General features: G+C 33.4%; 19 protein-coding genes and 1 other RNA gene. 8 read left to right on the top strand and 12 right to left on the bottom strand.

What is annotated here, in order from left to right; translation table 11 throughout:
* Window positions 1-116: 116 nt before the first annotated feature.
* A complete protein-coding gene (locus OZP10_RS01610; RefSeq protein ID WP_281633212.1) occupies window positions 117-1,586 on the top strand; it encodes an MFS transporter in 1,470 nt (489 codons plus the stop codon).
* Between the two features lie 117 nt (window positions 1,587-1,703).
* On the opposite strand, the gene OZP10_RS01615 is transcribed toward OZP10_RS01610, so the two are convergent.
* From OZP10_RS01615 to ffs, 4 genes are all read right to left on the bottom strand, one after another.
* The gene (locus OZP10_RS01615) at window positions 1,704-2,201 is read right to left on the bottom strand and encodes a hypothetical protein (RefSeq protein ID WP_281633213.1); all 498 of its coding nucleotides are present in this window, start codon (window positions 2,199-2,201) and stop codon (window positions 1,704-1,706) included.
* 91 nt (window positions 2,202-2,292) lie between these two features.
* Window positions 2,293-2,949, bottom strand: a complete 657-nt coding sequence (gene fsa / locus OZP10_RS01620; protein WP_111426268.1) for a fructose-6-phosphate aldolase — start codon at window positions 2,947-2,949, stop codon at window positions 2,293-2,295.
* 243 nt (window positions 2,950-3,192) lie between these two features.
* A complete protein-coding gene (locus tag OZP10_RS01625; RefSeq protein WP_281633214.1) occupies window positions 3,193-3,996 on the bottom strand; it encodes an SDR family oxidoreductase in 804 nt (267 codons plus the stop codon).
* 175 nt (window positions 3,997-4,171) lie between these two features.
* An RNA gene (gene ffs, locus OZP10_RS01630) (signal recognition particle sRNA small type) lies at window positions 4,172-4,269 on the bottom strand.
* 88 nt (window positions 4,270-4,357) lie between these two features.
* Here ffs and OZP10_RS01635 point away from each other — a divergent pair.
* The 3 genes from OZP10_RS01635 (at window position 4,358) to OZP10_RS01645 (ending at window position 7,285) form a co-directional block, all read left to right on the top strand.
* On the top strand, window positions 4,358-5,407 hold the full coding sequence (locus OZP10_RS01635; RefSeq protein ID WP_281633215.1) for a glutaminyl-peptide cyclotransferase: 1,050 nt from the start codon (window positions 4,358-4,360) through the stop codon (window positions 5,405-5,407).
* A 93-nt stretch (window positions 5,408-5,500) separates the two neighbouring features.
* Window positions 5,501-6,739, top strand: coding sequence for an imidazolonepropionase (gene hutI / locus OZP10_RS01640; protein WP_281633216.1), 1,239 nt, complete (start codon window positions 5,501-5,503; stop codon window positions 6,737-6,739).
* 141 nt (window positions 6,740-6,880) lie between these two features.
* Window positions 6,881-7,285, top strand: coding sequence for a hypothetical protein (locus OZP10_RS01645; protein WP_281633217.1), 405 nt, complete (start codon window positions 6,881-6,883; stop codon window positions 7,283-7,285).
* 250 nt (window positions 7,286-7,535) lie between these two features.
* Here OZP10_RS01645 and OZP10_RS01650 read toward each other — a convergent pair whose 3' ends face one another.
* The gene (locus tag OZP10_RS01650; protein WP_281633218.1) at window positions 7,536-8,414 is read right to left on the bottom strand and encodes a DUF8428 domain-containing protein; all 879 of its coding nucleotides are present in this window, start codon (window positions 8,412-8,414) and stop codon (window positions 7,536-7,538) included.
* 98 nt (window positions 8,415-8,512) lie between these two features.
* Here OZP10_RS01650 and OZP10_RS01655 point away from each other — a divergent pair, with 98 nt between their 5' ends.
* Complete coding sequence (locus OZP10_RS01655; RefSeq protein ID WP_281633219.1) at window positions 8,513-9,550, top strand: formimidoylglutamase; 1,038 nt, start codon at window positions 8,513-8,515, stop codon at window positions 9,548-9,550.
* A gap of 135 nt (window positions 9,551-9,685) precedes the next feature.
* On the top strand, window positions 9,686-10,933 hold the full coding sequence (locus OZP10_RS01660) for a DEAD/DEAH box helicase (protein WP_281633220.1): 1,248 nt from the start codon (window positions 9,686-9,688) through the stop codon (window positions 10,931-10,933).
* Here the strand turns inward: OZP10_RS01660 and OZP10_RS01665 are convergent.
* From OZP10_RS01665 to aroC, 3 genes are all read right to left on the bottom strand, one after another.
* On the bottom strand, window positions 10,930-13,113 hold the full coding sequence (locus OZP10_RS01665; protein WP_281633221.1) for a response regulator: 2,184 nt from the start codon (window positions 13,111-13,113) through the stop codon (window positions 10,930-10,932). The genes OZP10_RS01660 and OZP10_RS01665 overlap by 4 nt on opposite strands.
* A gap of 124 nt (window positions 13,114-13,237) precedes the next feature.
* Entirely contained in the window at window positions 13,238-14,500 is a 1,263-nt protein-coding gene (locus tag OZP10_RS01670; protein WP_281633222.1) for a dicarboxylate/amino acid:cation symporter, read from the bottom strand.
* A gap of 52 nt (window positions 14,501-14,552) precedes the next feature.
* The gene (gene aroC, locus OZP10_RS01675) at window positions 14,553-15,611 is read right to left on the bottom strand and encodes a chorismate synthase (protein ID WP_281633223.1); all 1,059 of its coding nucleotides are present in this window, start codon (window positions 15,609-15,611) and stop codon (window positions 14,553-14,555) included.
* A gap of 188 nt (window positions 15,612-15,799) precedes the next feature.
* On the opposite strand from aroC, the gene OZP10_RS01680 reads away from it, so the two are divergent.
* Window positions 15,800-16,621: a UDP-2,3-diacylglucosamine diphosphatase gene (locus OZP10_RS01680; RefSeq protein WP_202003969.1), complete on the top strand. Its 822-nt coding sequence runs from the start codon at window positions 15,800-15,802 to the stop codon at window positions 16,619-16,621.
* Between the two features lie 142 nt (window positions 16,622-16,763).
* Window positions 16,764-17,261 carry a hypothetical protein gene (locus OZP10_RS01685; RefSeq protein WP_281633224.1) on the top strand — a complete coding sequence of 166 codons (498 nt, stop codon included), beginning with the start codon at window positions 16,764-16,766 and terminating at the stop codon, window positions 17,259-17,261.
* A gap of 83 nt (window positions 17,262-17,344) precedes the next feature.
* Here the strand turns inward: OZP10_RS01685 and OZP10_RS01690 are convergent, their stop codons facing one another.
* The 4 genes from OZP10_RS01690 to OZP10_RS01705 all read right to left on the bottom strand — a co-directional run bounded on the left by OZP10_RS01690 (window position 17,345) and on the right by OZP10_RS01705 (window position 20,713).
* Window positions 17,345-17,767, bottom strand: coding sequence for a protease complex subunit PrcB family protein (locus tag OZP10_RS01690; protein ID WP_281633225.1), 423 nt, complete (start codon window positions 17,765-17,767; stop codon window positions 17,345-17,347).
* A gap of 14 nt (window positions 17,768-17,781) precedes the next feature.
* Entirely contained in the window at window positions 17,782-18,927 is a 1,146-nt protein-coding gene (gene bshA, locus OZP10_RS01695; RefSeq protein ID WP_095930507.1) for an N-acetyl-alpha-D-glucosaminyl L-malate synthase BshA, read from the bottom strand.
* 428 nt (window positions 18,928-19,355) lie between these two features.
* The gene (locus tag OZP10_RS01700; RefSeq protein WP_057116491.1) at window positions 19,356-19,838 is read right to left on the bottom strand and encodes a hypothetical protein; all 483 of its coding nucleotides are present in this window, start codon (window positions 19,836-19,838) and stop codon (window positions 19,356-19,358) included.
* An 83-nt stretch (window positions 19,839-19,921) separates the two neighbouring features.
* Complete coding sequence (locus OZP10_RS01705) at window positions 19,922-20,713, bottom strand: (Fe-S)-binding protein (protein WP_281633226.1); 792 nt, start codon at window positions 20,711-20,713, stop codon at window positions 19,922-19,924.

The following is a 20,713-nucleotide window of genomic DNA, read 5'->3' on the forward strand; positions in this document are numbered from 1 at the left end:
CATAGTCGTTGGTTTAAATTTAACATTATTTATACCTTTTTATTTTTTTTTGATAATCCTAACAAATATATTTACGGTCTTCAAAAAACAATAAAATAAAAATTAACCTTATTATTATGAGTTCAGAAAATGTGCAAACCAAATGGGGGCAATTTATCTCTTTGATAATCGTCTTCTTCTTTTGGGGTTTTGTTGGATCTGCCAATGACATCCTGATTCCAGTATTCAAAAAAGTATTTACGTTATCGCAAGTACAATCTCAATTAGTAGCATGGGCTTTCTATGCAGCTTATTTTGTTGGATCAATCATATTCTTTATCGTTTCGTTAAAAGTAGACGTTTTACAAAAATACGGCTACAAAAGAACCTTATCTGCAGGATTAGTTCTATCTGCTATTGGTTCATTTTTATTCGTTCCTGCTGCTACAACTCAAAGCTTCCCTTTCTTCTTAACAGCTTTATTTACAGTAGGATTAGGTTTTTCAATCCAACAAATTGTAGCAAACCCTTTAGCTATTAAAATGGGAAGTCCAGAAACTGGAGCACACCGTTTAACTCTTGCCGGCGGAATCAACTCTTTCGGAACAACAATCGGAGCTATTTTGCTAGGAATTGCACTATTCGGAATGGGAGACAACAAAAAAACAGCTCTTTCATTAGAAGATATTAAATTGCCTTTCATCATTTTAGGTCTTGCTTTTATCGCTGTTGCCGTTTTTATGAATTTTTCTAAAATCGAAGACCCAGCAAAAGAGGAAGAAGCAATCATAAAAGACAAACACAGTAAATTCAACATTCTTGACTATCCGCAATTATACTTGGGTATGTTAGGAATTTTTATTTATGTTGGAACTGAGGTTACTATCATCAGTAATCTACCTGCATTATTACACACTCACGAATTCGGAAATGTTCTAGAAGATGCTGTTGCACCATTTATTGCGCTTTATTGGGGAAGTTTAATGATCGGTCGTTGGAATGGCGGAGCAAACGTGTTTAACACTTCAAACTTAGTAAATACTGCGCTTAAATTTATTGTTCCTGCTGCTGCATTTGGAGTAATTATCGGAGCAAATATCTTTGCTGCACACGACGTTTCTTCATTCTACATTTACCCAATCTGGATTTTATTATTTATCGCTGTAAGTTTTGTTGGTGGTAAAAATGCTGGAAAAACATTAATGCTTTTCGGAATTTCAGGATTAACTATGATGGTCTTAGGGCTAGTTTGGCCAGATCCTTCAATAGCTAAATTCTTCTTTATCTCTGGAGGGTTATTCTTATCTATTATGTGGCCTTCAATCTTCGATTTAGCCATTGCTGGATTAGGAAAAAACACAGGAAAAGCGTCCTCTTTCTTGATCATGATGATTCTTGGTGGTGGAGTAATTCCGTTAGTACAAGGAAGTATATGTGATTTAGATGCTACAAATCCAAACGGAATTTTAGGCATCACTTACACACACTTCTCATATATTGTACCACTTCTAGGTTTTGCTTATTTAGGATTCTACGGTTTCTACTGTCCAAAAATTTTAAAAAGACAAGGAATCAGCCATATCGAAAGTGCTGGTGGAGGACACTAATATTTAGAAATATCAATATAAAAAAATCCAAATTTCAAATAAAACTGAAATTTGGATTTTTTTTATTTCCAAAGAAGAGAAACCTCAGAACCTCAGTATCTCAGAACCTTAGCCCCTTTATTTCGCATTAATAATATTCTCAAGATTCTTCTTAAAAATTGCCTTATTTTGCGCCGTTAAAGAATAAACAACATCTTTATCGGCATGAACAATTACTTTGTCTATATTGGCATTTAAAAGCGCTTGGGGATCTTTAATTTTCAACGTGCACGCTCCGTCAAAAAAACCATCATCTTCTATGGTTTTTCTCGCCTCAATAATTGTCCCATCACTTAAAACAGCCGAAATAGTCATTTGGCTATTTAATGTTTTCGAATAAAAACCATCCATTACCAGCAAAAGACGATAAGAATTTTTTAATTCTGGCCCTTTAAATTCGTGCCTCGTAATATTATACCGAAGACCTTTTGCGAGAGTTTGAAATTTAACCGAACAATCTAATTCATAAGTAGCAACATCACCCGCTTCATTTACCGAAGTAATTACTTTAGCGGCTTGGGCGTTTATAGAAAAACTCGCTGCAAAAAAAGACAATATAAGCACTATAACTTTCATATCTAATGGTTTAAGATTCAATATAAAAGTAAAAAAAATCGTCTCTTCTCGTTAGAAAAAAGACGATTTTAATTTTATAAGTATCTAAGGATTATTTATTTCCTTTTTCAAAGTCAGCTACAAACTGAGCTAAACCGATATCTGTTAATGGGTGTTTCAATAAACCATAAATTGCAGAAAGTGGTCCTGTCATAACATCTGCACCAATTTTAGCACAGTTTACAATATGCATTGTATGACGTACAGAAGCCGCTAAAATTTGAGTTTCGTAACCATAGTTATCATAAACTTCTCTAATTTCCTGAACCAAGTTCAATCCATCAGTAGAAACATCATCTAAACGGCCCACAAACGGAGAAACATAAGTTGCTCCAGCTTTAGCTGCCAAAAGCGCTTGTCCTACAGAGAAAACAAGAGTTACATTAGTTTTAATTCCTTTATCAGAAAAATATTTAGCTGCCATAACACCTTCCTTAGTCATAGGAAGTTTTACAACGATTTGCTCATGCAATTCAGCAAGCTCCTCACCCTCTTTAACCATACCTTCAAAGTCAAGAGCATTAACTTCAGCACTTACATCACCTTCAACAAGATTGCAAATATCAACATAATGCTTAAGGATATTGTTTTTTCCAGTGATTCCTTCTTTTGCCATTAATGACGGATTAGTTGTTACACCATCCAAAACACCTAAAGCTTGTGCTTCTTTAATTTGAGCTAAATTAGCTGTGTCAATAAAAAATTTCATAATTTATATTATTTAAATTGTGTTGATTTATTCAGGGCGTGACCAGATTTGCAAAAGGCGCACCAATCAAACCGCTTATAAGCGCCTTTTCCAAATCCGGTCGGGCTATCCGTACTACTTCGGTAGTTTACTCCTATCCCTCACGCAAACGCAGCTGCAAAATTACGAAATCAATACCAATAACAATTTCAAAAATCAAATCAATTTGTGATTTAAATCTAAAATCAAGTAATTAATTGCGATTTATAACTTATAATGATTCATAAGCATCTTCTCGTACATTTTATCTGGAAGCGCACGTTTCAATACAATCGAAAACTTCTGCATAAAAGCACCCACTTTATAATGCCCATTTGGCTTTTTGGTTTGAATGATTTTATAAACTGCTTCTGCCATTTCGTTCGGATTACTTCCTGCATCAACATGATCATTCATAGTTGCCAAAACATCTCCATACACCTTTTCATAAGCAGAATCTTTAATAACTGGCGCATGATAACGGCCAGCCGCAATATTGGTTGCAAAATCTCCAGGCGCAACATTTGTAATTTCAATTCCAAAAGACTTTACTTCCATTCTCAAAGCTTCAGTAATCAATTCTAAAGCTCCTTTTGAAGCCGAATAAACACTTCTATACGGAAGTCCCATATAACCAGCAATCGAAGTAATATTGATGATAAGTCCAGAATTCTGTTTACGCATTTGAGGCAGCGCAGCTTTCATCACTTCAATCGGACCGAAAAAGTTCGTTTCAAAATTGTTTCTTATCTCTTCAGTCGGAATTTCTTCTAGAGGTCCTGTAATTCCAACTCCAGCGTTATTAATTACGATATCTAATCTTCCAGAAGTTTCAATAATTTTGTTTACCGCGTTTTTAATAGAATCAACATTTCGGACATCTAAAGCTACTAAAGGAAAAACTGAATTTAAAACTTTCTCAGGATTTCTGCTTGTTCCATAAACTACGAAACCTTTTTGATGTAAAAACTCACCAATAGATTTTCCAATTCCTGATGATCCTCCGGTAATTAAAACGACTTTGCTCATTTTTTTAGTTATAAGTTATGGATTATGAGTTATGAGTTTTTGGAATTGGGTTTATTTTGAACTACATAAAGCAGTCAACTTTTTGCTTCTAACCAATAACATCTAACTTCAGATAGGGTCAAAAATAAAAAAATCCTCCTGAAAGGAAGATTACAAATTAAATTTATTCTAAAAAAAGTGGCAAGCGACCTACATCGCACCGCTCAACCACGTACCCTTGCTATGTTCCCATCCTGGGGGAGTCTGCAGGAGCTGGTCGTGTAGGACTTGCCGGTGCAAATATACAATCTTTTTATATTTTTGCAAGAGCTTTGTTGCTATAAAAATAACATCGTATATTGGCTTATTGAAATTTTAAACTATGAAAAAATATAACTTCCTAGCTGTCATTTTATTAGGAATCACATTAATCGGATGTGGAGATACAAAAAAAGGTGAAAATTCTTTGTTTACTATCGACGATTCTGCTTTTCCGGCTCATTTTACGCAAAAAGAAGTGCTTAATATTGGAATTTTAAACCCAAATTCGAAAGAAATCGACAGCGTTGCCTACTTCATAAACGACCAAAGAGTTGGAGGCACAAAAGGCAAAGAAAATTTTAGATTTGAATTAATAGATCAAAAATTAGGTTATCAATACCTAAAAGCTACTGTTTATTTTGGTGGAGATTCTTCTGACGCTACTAAAAAAATTGAAGTGGTTTCAGACGTTGAGCCAAAACTTTTAAATTATAAAATCGTAAATACTTTTGCACATGACTCTTTAGCTTTTACTGAAGGTTTAGAATTTCATGACGGAAAACTTTTTGAAAGTACAGGACAAAAAGAAGATTCATACTTTAGGGAAGTAGATTATAAAACCGGAAAAGTAATCAAACAAGTTGATCTTCCGAAAGAATATTTTGGAGAAGGAATCACTTTCTTCAATGGGAAATTATATCAGCTTTCATGGCAGGAAAAAACTGGTTTTATTTATGATGCTAAAACTTTTAAACTGGAAAAAACATTCAAATACGATAAAGATATTGAAGGTTGGGGAATGACGCATGATGACAAATACATTTATCATTCTGATGGAACAGAGAAAATTTGGAAAATGGATCCTGCTAATCAAAAGCTAATTGATTACATTAATGTTTATTCTGGCAGTTCAAAAATTAAAGCATTAAACGAATTAGAATTAATCAATGGTAAATTCTATGCTAATGTTTGGCAAAAAGACGCTATTGCAGTTGTAGACCCAAAATCCGGTGCAGTTGAAGGAATTATCAATTTATCTGGACTACGAAAATTTGTAAAAAGCAAAAATGCTGAAGTTTTAAACGGTATTGCTTACAACCCTGCTACGAAAACCATTTTTGTTACAGGTAAATATTGGGATAAAATATTCGAAATAACAGTTTCTGAATAATCTTTAGAGAAAAACAATTTTGCGAATTTCACAAGTTTTCACATATTAATCCGTGAAAATTTGTGAAATTTGTGTTTTATAACAACATCTACAATGACAACATTAATCACAAATATACTAGAGCTATTGCAGGTTCGCGAAACTTCAATTGCCAAAGTTTCAGGTTCTGAAATGGCCAATCTTCCAACAATTAAAAATGCTTTCTTAGTTTTAAAAGACAATTTAATTGAAGATTTCGGCTCAATGGATAATCTTCCAAAAATCAATGCTGATAAAACAATTGATGCAACTGGAAAAGTTGTGCTTCCGTCTTGGTGCGATAGCCACACGCATATTGTATACGCAGGAAATCGCGAACAAGAATTTGTAGATAGAATCAACGGGCTCTCTTATGAAGAAATTGCCAATCGTGGAGGCGGAATTCTTAATTCGGCTAAAAAGTTAAACGAAACTTCTGAAGAAGAAATTTACAAGCAATCTAAAAAACGTTTAGAAGAAGTAATGCATTTAGGAACTGGTGCAGTCGAAATAAAATCTGGTTACGGATTGACTGTTGACGGGGAATTAAAAATGCTTCGAGTTATAAAAAAACTGGCAGAAAATTATCCAATTGCCATAAAAGCAACCTTTTTAGGTGCACATGCTTTTCCTACTCACTACAAAGACGACAAAGCAGGATATATTGACGAAATAATCAATGAAATGCTTCCTGAAATTTCAAAAAACAATCTTGCCGATTATGTAGATGCTTTTTGCGAAAGTGGCTACTTTTCTGTAGAAGAAACCGAAAAAATAATGGAAGCCGGTTTAGCATTTGGCTTAAAACCAAAAATCCATGTCAATCAATTTAATTCTATTGGCGGAATACAGGCTGGAATTAAATTTAACGCCCTTTCTGTAGATCATTTAGAAATAATGAACCCAGAAGACATTCAAGCATTAAAAGGGACTGAAACAATGCCTGTTGCATTACCTTCATGTTCTTATTTTCTAAGCATTCCATATACTCCTGCCCGCGAAATGATAAAAGCTGGTTTACCTATAGCATTAGCCACAGATTTCAACCCCGGCTCTACTCCATCGGGAAATATGAATTTTGTAGTTGCAACAGCATGTATTAAAATGAAAATGACGCCAGAAGAAGCAATTAATGCCGCAACCATAAACGGAGCATACGCAATGGGACTTTCAGAAACGCACGGAAGCATTACAAAAGGTAAAAAAGCCAATCTGATTCTAACAAAACCAATTTCTTCTTACTACCAAATCCCTTATGCTTTTGGAAGCAATCTTATAGAATCTGTTTTTGTTGAAGGAAAAATTTTAGAATAACTCAGTGGGTAAAATAGAATAAAACAAGGTAAGATACCCACTTTTCATCAAACAAAGGACAAACTTAAAATACAATAATATGAAATGAAAGCCTCTTTAATTAGAGGTTTTTTTATTTACTATATTTGAATAAAAACAAATATGGAAATCTTTATAGGTATAGCAGGACTTCTTATTGCTTGGTTAACATATCAGAAAACTTTTCATTCAAAACCTGATGAAGAAAGAAATAATTTGTTAGGTGTTTTCCTAACCACACAAAAACTTCATTTAGAAGTTCAGTCTCTTCTGCAAAAATATATAGACGATAATAATGGAGCTGGACATTTTATTTATCCTGACATAACTTTTCAGCGTATATTGGATATGTATAAACAAGGTTTTGAAAAAGATTTATCTGATAAAGTTTATGAGGAATTAAAAAATAATCAAAATTATACTAAAAGTAATATTGCTACTTTTCAAAATCAGATTGATATACAACATAATGCATTATTGCAATTTCGCAATCAATTGCTATTTTTACAAGCGCCCAATAACGAATAGATTCCAGTTAAAGGAGCATACTTACCTAAAATAATTTGATCCAATCTTCAAAATCTAATTTAGATCAACCAAAATCTTTTTACATCTAAAAAAAAATTCTATACGCAAAATGTTTCACGCAGATGTAAAAAGATTATAGCAGATAAATACAGATTAAATTGAAAAAACCACCATACATTTTCCCATAAAAAAAGGTCTGTGAAAATCACAGACCTTTAATATCTAAGTGGTATTTTATCCCTTTGGCAAATTATCTTAAACTGAAACTAGTTTTAGAAACCAATTCGTCGTTATCAAAAACATTGATAAAGTAAGTTCCTTTAGCAAAATCTTTTCCTGGAAGATCCTCACTTACTTGTACCGTTTTATTTTCATATTTAACTGTAGTTTTGAAGCTGTAAGTTAATGAGTTATCACCAAAACTTTCTGTTTTCTTTTCGCCTAAAACATTGTTTTTAGCATCGATAACTTGTACATAATACGTTTTGTCTCCAGATTTTGCAATTTGATTTTCAGCAATTGTAAAACTAACTTTCAAAACATCAGCACGGCTTGCTTTATCAGTTTCGATTTGTTTACCAGAGCTTTTCAATTTGTAAGCCGAAGTTTTAGTATTTAATACTGATAATTTAGAACCTTTTTCTACAGTTTTAGCCAATTCTTCGTTTTGACCAACCAATACTTCATTATATTTTTTAGATTCTCCTAAAACTACAATAGTACTATCTCTTTGAGTAGTTAAAACACCATTTTGTTTTTTCAACTCATCATTTTCAGCAACTAGAGTTTTCATTTTGCTCTGCATTGCCTGAACTTGAGATCTGTATTTAGAAACATCTCCTTTAGACTTGTTCAAATCATCCATTAAAGCAACCACTTTGTCTCTTTCTTGGATTAATTCGTCAGACATAGAAGTATTTTCAGCAATTGCTGCATCATAAGTCGCTTTTAGCTCCTGTAAATCTTTCATTACAGATTCTTTCTCTGTCAAAGTTGTTGTAAGCTCTGTTTTAACTACCTCTGTATCAGAAGATAATTTAAAAATATACACTAAACTACCGATTAGTAGGACTGCTAAAACTGCGATTACCGCCTTTAGACTTGAATTGTTGTTCTTTGGGTTTTCCATATTTAAATAATTTTCTTTAATAACAAATTTAAGAATTAATATAAGGTAATAACGTAAGTTTCTACAATTATATTATTTTTGGAAAATAAATTTTTTTCATGGAAAAATTAATCCCTTTCACTATAAATGATTTAGCAAAAGTCACAAATCATAGAAGTGGTGAAATAAAGTTTGGAGAAAAGATGATTGTCATTCCGCCAGGAGTTGACAAAGTTAATTTTCTTAAAGAAAGCGAAGCAAACTATGTGCTTTTAGGAATTCCAGAAGATATTGGAGTACGCGCCAATTACGGAAGACCTGGAGCTGCTTCGGCATGGCAGTCTGCGATAAAAAGTATTGCCAATATTCAGCATAATAGATTTTGCAAAGGCAGCAACATTATTGTCTTGGGTCAAATTAATGTTTCTCAAGAAATGCGCGATGTCGAAAATCTTGATTTTAATGACATTGATGATCGCTCAAAATTAAGTCAGCTAGTTGAAAAAATAGACAAAGAAGTATCTCATATTATTTTTACAATAATTAAAGCGGGAAAAATACCCATAATTATTGGTGGCGGCCATAACAATGCCTACGGAAATATTAAAGGTGCCGCTCTTGCGAAGGGGAAACCTGTAAACGCCGTAAATTTTGACGCCCATTCTGATTTCAGGATTTTAGAAGGCCGTCATAGCGGAAATGGCTTTTCTTATGCTTATGAAGAAGGTTTTTTAAAGAAATATTTCATTTTTGGACTTCACGAAAACTACACTTCAAAAAGCGTTTTAGATATTATAAAAAAACTGGAAGACCGTGTTCGCTATAATACTTACGATAGCATCAATATTAGAAAAGAAAAAGACTTTAATCGCGAAATGATTACAGCTTTGGATTTTATCAAAAATGATGCTTTTGGAATCGAAATCGACCTAGATGCAATTCCGAATATTGCCAGCAGTGCCATGACAATAAGCGGATTTTCGGTTGAAGAATTAAGACAATTTGTTTCTTTCTTTGGTGAACATAAAAATGCAGCTTATTTGCATATTTGCGAAGGCGCGCCAGATTTAGACAATTCTCCGAACAATAACTTAATAGGTAAACTAATTGGTTATCTAGTAACCGATTTTGTCAAAGCAAACATAGAAAAAGACTGATATTAAAAAGCCAATTGCGAGTATAACAAATTGGTTTTTGCCAAATAAAAGCCAATTCAAACAAACGATTGACTGAATAAACCTATCTTTGCACGGCATTTTAGACTTAAAACTAAAATAGTTAATCACCAAGATATGTTATTCGAAGATCTATCACTTTCAAAAAGTATACAAAAAGCCGTATTTGAAGAAGGCTATTTAAATCCGACCCCAATTCAAGAAAAAGCAATTCCGGTTGTTTTAGAAGGCCGTGATTTAATTGGCTGTGCGCAAACAGGAACAGGAAAAACGGCAGCATTTGCTATTCCAATCATACACCAATTACATCGTATTGTAGGTTCATCAAAAAAAGCCAAAGTTATTCGTGCGCTTGTGGTTACACCTACTCGTGAATTGGCGGTACAAATTGGGCAAAGCTTTGACACTTACGCAAAATATACCAATTTAACACAGCTGACTATTTTTGGAGGAGTTTCTCAGAATCCCCAAGTAGATGCTTTAAAAAACGGAGTCGATGTTTTAATTGCCACTCCAGGACGTTTGCTTGACCTTCATAAGCAAGGTTTTCTTGATCTAAACCATCTGCACACTTTAGTGCTTGACGAAGCCGATCAGATGTTAGATATGGGTTTTATAAACGATGTAAAGAAAATCGTAAAGCTTACGCCTAAAAACAGACAAACTTTACTTTTCTCTGCAACAATGCCAATCGCCATTCGCGAACTGGCAGAAATGTTTCTTCAAGATCCAGCGCAAGTAGAAGTTTCTCCCGTTTCATCTACTGCAGAAAATGTAGAGCAGCGTGTTTATTTTGTTGATAAAACAGAAAAAAGAAACTTGCTTTATACTTTAATTAAAGAAGAAAATTTATCAAACGTGCTTGTTTTTTCTAGAACAAAACACGGTGCAGACAATGTTGTAAAAGCACTTCGCAAAAAAGATATTCCTGCAGAAGCAATTCACGGAGACAAATCACAAAATGCAAGACAAAGAGTTCTAGACGCTTTTAAAAATAAAGAAGTTGGTGTTCTAGTTGCAACTGATATTGCTGCAAGAGGAATTGACATCGAGCAATTGCCTTATGTAATCAATTTTGATTTGCCAAATATTCCAGAAACTTATGTTCACCGCATTGGCCGTACAGGACGTGCTGGAAACGGCGGAATTGCAATTTCTTTCTGCGGAAAAGACGAACTTCCATATTGGAAAGACATTCAGAAACTAATAAAAGTTGATGTAAAAACAATTGCAGATCATCCGTATCAATGGCATTCTGGAAGTCCAGAAGCTGGAGAGAAGCCTAAAAGCTCAAACAGAAGCGGCGGTGCTCACAAATCGAGAAAATCAACAAACGCTAAGAAGAACAAAAAACGCTGGTACTAAACAGCGTTTTTTTCTTTTATAAGGAAATTAATTATTTTAAACAATTTAACCGGTTCAAAAGGTTTAATAATAATATCATTCATTCCAGATGAAATCGCTTCATCTGTAATTTCATCTTTATCAAAAGCAGTCAAGGCTACAATTGGGGTCTCTATACCTTGAAGACGTATTCGTTTGGTAGTTTCAAATCCGTTCATTAAAGGCATATTAATATCCATTAAAATCAGATCAAACGTTTCTTCTTCTAAAATTTTAAGTGCTGCAAAACCGTCATCTACAACCTTGCAAGAATAATTATTCTTTTCAATAATTTTCTTCGTAACAAGCTGATTGATAAGATTATCCTCGACAACTAAAATTTTATAAATTTCACTTGAAGTCAGATCAACTTCTATTTCATTAATAATACTTTTAGTTTTCGCTAAATCGTGTTCAAAAGCAATTGTAAATGAAAACGCAGTTCCTTTTCCGAGATCACTATCCAATGTGATGGTACTTCCAAAAAGCCCTAACAATCTTTTTACAATACTAAGCCCTAAACCTGTACCTTGATAATCTTCGTCTCTTCTGCCAACTTGAACAAACTTCTCAAAAATTTTATTCTGATCTGCAACCGCAATTCCGATACCATTATCTTTAATTAAGAAATCCAAATAATACAGCTTCCCTTCTACTTTATTCAGCTTTACATTAATTTCAACTTGTCCATCTTTAGTAAATTTCAATGCATTGCTTACCAAGTTCATTAAAATTTGAGCAAGACGAAGTTTATCTCCAATTAAATACTCAGGAATATGTGAGTCTATATTGGTAGAAATTCTATTATTATTTTTTTGGGAAAGAAAAGAAAGTGAGTTTTTAATTACCGTAATTTCATCAGAAATATTAAAAGTCAGGTTTTCAAGAACAATTTTGTTTTCTTCAATTTTGTTAATCTGCAGAATATCATTTACAAGAGATAGTAAATATCTGGCAGAAAATTTAAGGGAACTTAAATGCTGACTTCTTGAAATTTCTTTATGCTCTTCGAGCAGCATATTGGTAATTCCAACCACACCATAAAGCGGAGTGCGTAATTCGTGGCTTATAGTCGATATAAACTGCGTTTTAAGCAAAGAGGCTTCTTCTGCAATTTCTTTCGCTTTAAGAAGTTCTAAATTGTGTTTTTTCTTGTATCGAATGTTCTTTATTAGCGTAATAATCAAAATTAAAAGAATCAGTGAAATCAAAACAAAGAGAATCACAATAATTTTTGATTTCCTTAAACTTTGAGATTGTTCTACTTTTTCTCCCTCAACTTTGTCAATCTGCCTTTTATATTCGTCCAATTCTAAACTTAAACCAGCTTGAGATGCCTTTTTAATTTTTTTTACATCGTAAAGATTATTTGAAATATCATAATGTTTAACAAGTGCATCATAAGCTTCTTTATGTCTGTTGGTTTTATTTAAAAAATGTGAATATTCTAAATAAGCACGTGACAGATCTAATTTCTCCTGACATTTTTTGCCTGATTCAATAGCACTCAAAAAATAAGCATTGGCTTCCTTATTATCATTTTTATAGCTAGAGTAAATACCATTCAACATAGCAACAATAACCTCAGTTGACTCGTCGTTGTACTTTATTTTAGTACTATTTACATACTTTAAAAATAGATATCCCTGATTGTAATTTCCGATATCAAAATAAGCCCATGCAATATTTACGTTTGTAAAATAAACCTCTTTTAAATCATTTATTTTCAAAGCGTAAGCTACTGCTTTTTTATAACTCCGAATTCCCTCATCAAATTGTTCTTTCCCAAAACAATACATGTTCCCTAAATTATTATAAAGGTTACATTTTAAAGAATCGTTAGTAGTTTTATTAGCATAATACAAACCTTTTTTATAGAAAAAAATGGCTTTATCATACTCTTCCAATTCGTTATAATTGGCAGCTATAATATTATACGAGCGAGCCGTAAGGCAATAATCTTTTATTGCTGTCGCGGCATTAAGGGCAACTCTAGAATAGATAAGTGATTTTTCGAAATTGGATTCTCTAAAATTTAAAAGCGCTTTCTTTACATTCTTCTCAATTTTAGGATCGAGGTTACAATTAGATTGCGCGATTGCTGAATTGGCAAGGCAATTCAGAACCAATAGAAAAAGTAAAAAAATCCGTTTGTGGGGCATTAATCGGCTAATTTGATCAAATATACACTTTAAAATAAAAAAAAGCTGCATTTCATAAAAAAATACAGCTTTTCAAATATTATTTCAATAACTAAGATAAAAAATTAAAATCTCAGTACTATTTTTATTCTTTTCTTTCCTCCCATTGTCCTACAACAGAAGTCGCTAATGCATTTCCTAATACATTAGTAGCACTTCTAAACATATCGCAGAAGTGGTCAATTGGAAGAATCAACGCAATACCCTCAATCGGAATATCAAACATACCGCAAGTTGCAGCCACTACAACCAAACTTGCTCTCGGCACGCCTGCAATACCTTTACTAGTAAGCATTAAAACTAAAAGCATTGCCATTTGCGTTCCTAAATCTAAATGTACATTGTAGAATTGAGCAATAAAAATACTCGCAAAAGTCATATACATCATACTTCCGTCAAGGTTAAATGAATATCCAAGTGGCAACATGAAAGAAACGATTTTATCTTTTACTCCAAAAGCTTCTAGTTCTTCTGTCAATTTAGGAAATACAGCTTCGCTACTTGTTGTTCCAAAAGCAATAGCCAAAGGCCCAGTAATACGTCTTAATAATTCAGTCATTCTTCCTTTTAGGAAAATATATCCAATGGCAATTAAAATAACCCATAAAGTACTAATACCAATTAAAAACGAACCGAAAAATTTAAAGTAAGTAATTACCAATTCTTCTGCATCTCTTATCGCAAACACACCAGCAATTGCTCCAAAAACTCCAATTGGCGCAAATTTCATCACGTAGTTTACCATTTTTAAAACGATGTGCGACAATTTATCGAAAGCACCAATTATCGGCTTTACAGTAGGCCCTAAAGAAGCTGCTGCCAATCCGAAGAAAATTGAGAAAACTACAATTTGCAGAATCTCATTCGTTGCCATTGCTTCAACGATACTTTTTGGTACGATATGTTCAACAAAATTATCAAAAGACAAGTTTTGTGTTTTACCAGTAACTTCAGAAGCTGCTGCCATATCAACGTGATCCAGTTTTAGACCAACACCTGGCTGTAAAACATTTACGTAAAACAATCCTATTAGAAGAGAAATAAATGAAGCTGTAAAAAACCACCCAATAGCTTTTCCTCCAATTCTTCCAACAGTTTTAATATCACCTAATTTCGCGATTCCAACCACTAAAGTTGTAAAAACCAATGGAGAAATAATCATTTGCACCAAACGAATAAAGATGGTGGCCAGCATTTTTATTTTACTGCTAAATGCCTGCGCTGCTTCAGGTGAAATGGTATTATGCAATATAATTCCTAAAATGGCTCCAAGAACCATCGCAATTATAATCTGCCCTGTTAATCCCGAAAAAAATGATTGTTTTTTAGTTTCTGTAACTTCTTGCATTAAATTATTTTTTAATTATTAAAATATAAGACCCTCACTGTCTTACCTTTTATTAATATGTTTTGTTGATTAAATAAAAATCTGCCAAAACAATTGCAGCCATCGCTTCTACGATTGGCACTGCGCGAGGCACTACACAGGGATCATGACGTCCTTTTCCTGTCATTGGTGTAATATTTCCTTTATTATCTAAAGAATCTTGAGTCTGCATGATAGTTGCAACAGGTTTAAAAGCAACTCTGAAATAAATATCCATTCCGTTACTAATACCACCTTGGATTCCGCCAGAAAGATTTGTTTTTGTAGTTCCGTCAGGATTGTATAAATCGTTATGTTCGCTTCCTTTCATTTCAGAACCAGAGAAACCGCTTCCGTATTCAAAACCTTTTACCGCATTAATAGAAAGCATTGCTTTTCCTAATTCTGCATGAAGTTTATCAAATACCGGCTCTCCTAAGCCAATTGGAACATTCTGAATTACGCAAGTTACAACTCCGCCAACAGTATCTCCCTGTTTACGGATGTCACGAATATATTCTTCCATAATTGCCGCAGATTTCTCATCTGGACAACGAACTGGATTGCTTTCAATTTTAGAAAAATCCAATTCCTGATAAGGTGTTTCTAAATGAATTGGACCAACAGAAGAGACATAAGCATTGATCTTAATTTCAGGAAGCATTTGCTTTGCAATTGCACCCGCTACTACTCTACTTGCTGTTTCTCTTGCAGAACTTCTTCCGCCACCGCGATAATCGCGAAAACCGTATTTCTGATCGTAAACATAATCAGCATGGCTTGGTCTATAGTTATCTTTTATATGAGAGTAATCGTCTGATTTTTGATTGGTATTTGGAATAATGAAACCGATTGGAGTTCCAGTAGTTTTTCCTTCAAATATTCCAGATAGAAACTGAACGCTGTCTGGTTCTTTTCTTTGTGTAACAATTGCTGATTGACCAGGCTTTCTACGAGCCATATCTACTTCAATTGCTTCAAAATCTAATTGTATTCCTGGAGGGCATCCGTCAATAATTCCGCCTAAAGCTTCACCGTGAGATTCTCCAAATGTAGTTACTTTATATAGTATGCCGAAGCTGTTTCCTGCCATTGTGTTTTGTTTTGAGCAAATGTAAGTTTTATGAATTAAATTAAAAAATTTAAAACTGGTATTATTAACGAAACATTAAATGGGATAAAAATCACAATTTGGTAAAATTATCCTCTTTTTAATAACCTTTTAATAAACTCAAATTTCACAAACTTTCTTTCATTTGTAAAACTTCAAATCAAGAAAAATTGAAAAAAAGAAATGTCGAATTGGTCGTTCTTTCTGATGTTCATTTAGGAACTTACGGAAGCCACGCAAAAGAACTAAACAACTATCTTTCAAGCATTAAACCCAAAACTTTAGTTTTAAATGGTGATATAATTGATGCTTGGCAGTTTCGTAAATCTTATTTTCCAAAAGCACATTTACGAGTTATTCAGCGTATTATTGGAATGGCCTCTAAAGGAACAAAGGTGTATTATATTACTGGAAATCATGACGAAATACTTCGAAAATTCAGTGATATGAATATGGGAAATTTTGCCCTTGTTGATAAATTGGTTTTAGAATTGGATGATAAAAAAGCCTGGATTTTTCACGGAGACGTTTTTGATGCCTCTGTACAACACTCAAAATGGATTGCGAAACTAGGCGGATTAGGTTACGATTATCTGATTTTAACAAACCGATTTGCCAACTGGTGTCTGGCGAAATTAGGACGTGAACCTTATTCTTTTTCAAAAAAAATAAAAGCAAGCGTTAAAAAAGCAGTAAAATTTATTTCTGATTTCGAAACTACTGCAACCGATCTAGCCATAGAAAAAAATTACGATTATGTTATTTGCGGACACATTCATGAACCAAAAATCGTAACAAAAGAAAACAAACACGGTTCTACTCTATACCTCAATTCTGGTGACTGGGTAGAAAACTTAACCGCTTTAGAATATCATAAAAAACGCTGGAAACTGTTTTCTTATAAAGCCAGTAATTTTGCGGAAGAAGAAAATCTATTAGAAATGGAAGATCTTCTCACTTCTCAGCTAATTTCTTCGATAATACTAAAATAGAGCGCTCAGAAACAGTTTTTTTTTAAGAATTTTAACGCTTCAAATTTCTAAAAATGTAAATTATATAACAATTTTCAAAAATATTATACGTTCTCTATCTGACTGTAATAATACATTTGAAAAAAATTAATTTACCACTTTTATGAAGAAGATACTTTTATCTGCCATTATGCTTCTTGGTTTAGCATTTACGGCTCAATCACAAGAAATTTCAAAACACGCTTTAGGATTACGTTTGGGCGACAACAACGGATTTGGAGGAGAAATATCATACCAATTAGGATTAAATCAAAAAAACAGACTTGAATTTGATTTAGGATGGAGAAACAGCAGTGATGTAGACGCTATAAAAGGAGTTGCTCTTTACCAATGGGTTTGGAATATCGACGGAGGTTTTAACTGGTATGCTGGTGTCGGAGGTGGACTAGCTGCTTGGGATCACGATTACTACAATAACAACTACAAATATAACGATAGCGGAACTTATGTTTTTGCAGCTGGAGATATCGGTATAGAATATAGATTTAAAGAAGTGCCTCTTACTTTATCATTAGACGCAAGACCAGAAATTGGTTCAGGATATTATGACGATGACAATTTTGGATTTGATGTTGGTTTAGGAGTTAAATTTAGATTCTAACTAAAAATAAAAAATAATTGTAAGAAGAAGCCTGTCGTTTAAAAGCGACAGGCTTTTTTTTATTACTTCAAAACACTTAGCTCTTAATTAATGATAATCGGTTTTTTAGAATGGATTTTCACAACGGTATAAGGATATGAAATAACCTGCATGGTCATTGCGTCTTTTGCAGGGCTGTTTTCTTTTACAGTTATAATGATATTTTTATCTGTTTCTTCGACTTTTTCAACATCAATACTATAACCGCTTGTGTTTTTTTCACCCATATTCAAAATCACATAATTATAATCATGAATATTTGGTTCTTTCATTTTATCAGCCAAAAGCGGATCATTTTCAAGCATTTTAATTTCATTCGGCTCAGTTAAAATCTCGAAAAATTTAATATTTCCTCCACCGTCCGATTGCGTTGTTAAAACTTCGTACAATGCATTTGAATTTTCAACTTTCTTCACTCCACACGAAACCAAAACAAAAATCGCTAAAACAGAAATTACCTTTTTCATTTTATCTTTTTTAATTAGTGCTTCTCCAATTTGTAATCATCAACCGCTTTCTGGTATAAAGCTTCATATTTAGGCAATATGTTTTTAATGTCAAATTTCCTTGCCACTTCCAGAGCATTTGCTTTAAACTGACTCAAAACCGCATCATCTTTTAGAATCTTTAATGCATTTTGTGCCATTTCCTCAACATTTCCAACATTGCTTAAGTATCCAGAAAAGCCATCAAAATTAACTTCAGGCAGTCCACCAGAATTACTTGAAATTACAGGAACACCGCATGCCATTGCTTCCAATGCTGCCAAACCAAAACTTTCAGTTTCTGAAGGAAGCAAAAACAAATCGGTCATACATAAGATTTTATCAATTTCGTGGCTATTCCCAAAGAAAATGACTTTGTCTAAAATACCTAATTCCTGACATAAAATTTCTGCTTTTTCTTTTTCAGGTCCGTCTCCAACCATCATCAGTTTAGCTGGAATTTCTTTCTGAACATTATAGAAAATCTTAATGATATCTGGAATTCGTTTTACTTTTCTAAAGTTACTAATATGCGTAATAATACGTTCGTTTTCATTCGCCATTACATAACGGTGACAAGGCGCGTTTGGATCTTTTTTGACTTTGTCCAATTCAATAAAATTCGGAATCACCTTAATTTTATTTTTGATTTTGAACAATTTCAAAGTATCATCTTTCAAACTCTGAGAAACTGACGTCACATAATCTGATTTATTAATGCTAAAAGTCACCGCAGGTTTATAAAACGGATGATTTCCAACAAGTGTAATATCAGTTCCGTGAAGCGTTGTAATCATCGGAAGATTAATTCCTTCGTTTTTAAGCATTTGTTTTGCCATATAACCTGCATAAGCATGCGGAATGGCGTAATGCACATGCAAAAGCTCTATTTTATACAATTTAACCATATCGACCAATTTGCTCGATAGCGCTAATTCGTACGGCTGATAGTGAAACAAAGGGTACTCCGGAACATTTACTTCGTGATAATGAACATTCGGATTCAAAAGTGCCAATCTTACTGGTTGGCTATATGTAATAAAATGTATTTCGTGTCCTCTTCTGGCTAATTCGAGACCTAACTCAGTGGCTACTACACCACTACCTCCAAAAGTAGGATAACAGACAATTGCTATTTTCATGGATTAAATTTAATTCTACGAAAATACTCAAAAATAGCGTTTAATTAACCGTTTAAATTGTTAGATTTTTGACAAAATTAGATTAACTCTGGTTGATAAATATTTTATAGAAGCAGAACAATATCGGTTAAAACAACTTGCAGTCCCGTTGTCCGCTAAATTCCCGATTAACAAAAACTACGGCTGAAAAAGCCTTGTTTTTCTAAATCGGGAGATACCGCTCCCATCGGGGCTAGATTAGACGTTTTTGTTTCCATAAGAATTGGCCCTGTCCAACTTTGTCAAAGTTTAAAACTTTAACAAAGTTCTTTATACAACGAAACCCGAAAAGTTTCAAACTTGAAACCTGAAACTTAATAAAACTTTAAACCATAAAAAAAAGGCATAAAATCTACATTTTATGCCTTTTAAATATATCTTAAATACTATTAGAAAAATCTACTGTGCCAGCTATCGGCAGCAGGAACTTCCCAAGATTCGTTGAATTCTTCGATATTATTTACCAAATTATTGAAAACAATTGTATTCTCAGAAACTGACTTATCTTTTACCATTTTCTTGAAATCAATTAATGGTTTGTGTGCAATATGTTCGCCTAGTTTAAAAGTAACATTCATTTTATCTAACAAATCAACATTATACTTTTTCTCTAAACTTTGAATAAATTCAACAGAACTATCAATAGAACAACCTGTAGCAGCTTGTACATCTTGATTTACTGCCAATATTATAAATCGATTATATTTCAATAAAAACGAAGCTTCTAGACTTGTGCCGTGTGCAGCCCATTGTTCTACAAAAGCTTTTAAGTCCGTTTCTATTTCAGAAAACTCTTCCTCAGAAAATTTTCTGTTCGACTGGTAAATCCAGACTCTAGATTCACCTGGTAAATTTTCAAAAGGTATATACATTTTTTCTTTTTTTATTTGTTTTTGTTTCAGGTTTCAGGTTTCAAAACTTAGTAGCTTAGCATCTTAGAACCTTAGCACCTCTTTTACAAATCCTGTGCATTCGCTATTAATTCAGCGATATCCAGAACTTTAACCTGTCCTTCTTTTTCTTGATGTTTAATTCCGTCCGTCAACATCGTATTGCAGAATGGACATCCCGCTGCAATGATATCTGGTTTTACTTCTAATGCATCTTCCGTACGAAGAACGTTTACTTCTTTGTTTCCAGGTTCTGCATCTTTAAACATTTGCGCTCCTCCTGCTCCACAGCATAAACCGTTTGCCTTAGAACGTTTCATTTCGACCAATTCAACGTCTAATTTCTGAATTAAATCTCTAGGTGCTTCGTACACTTTATTGGCTCTTCCTAAATAACAAGGGTCATGAAAAGTGATTTTCTTCCCTTTAAACTGTCCGCCTTCAACAGTCAATCTTCCATCATCAATTAATGATTTCAAAAATTCTGTATGATGAATAACTTCGTAGTGGCCTCCTAACTCAGGATACTCATTTTTTAAAGTATTAAAACAGTGCGGACAAGCAGTAACGATCTTTTTAGCTTCATAAGCATTCAAAACCTCGATATTCATCATGGCCTGCATTTGAAACAAAAATTCATTTCCAGCTCTCTTTGCAGGATCTCCAGTACAACTCTCTTCTGTACCTAAAACTGCAAAAGAAACATTAGTACGATTTAAAATTCGCACAAACGCTTTAGTAATTTTTTTTGCTCTATCATCAAAACTTCCTGCGCAACCTACCCAAAACAAAACCTCTGGCTGTTTTCCTTCGGCAAGCATTTCTGCCATTGTTGGTACTACTAAATTTTCTGACAT

The sequence above is a fragment of the Flavobacterium luteolum genome (genome assembly GCF_027111275.1).
Taxonomy (GTDB): Bacteria; Bacteroidota; Bacteroidia; order Flavobacteriales; family Flavobacteriaceae; genus Flavobacterium; species Flavobacterium luteolum.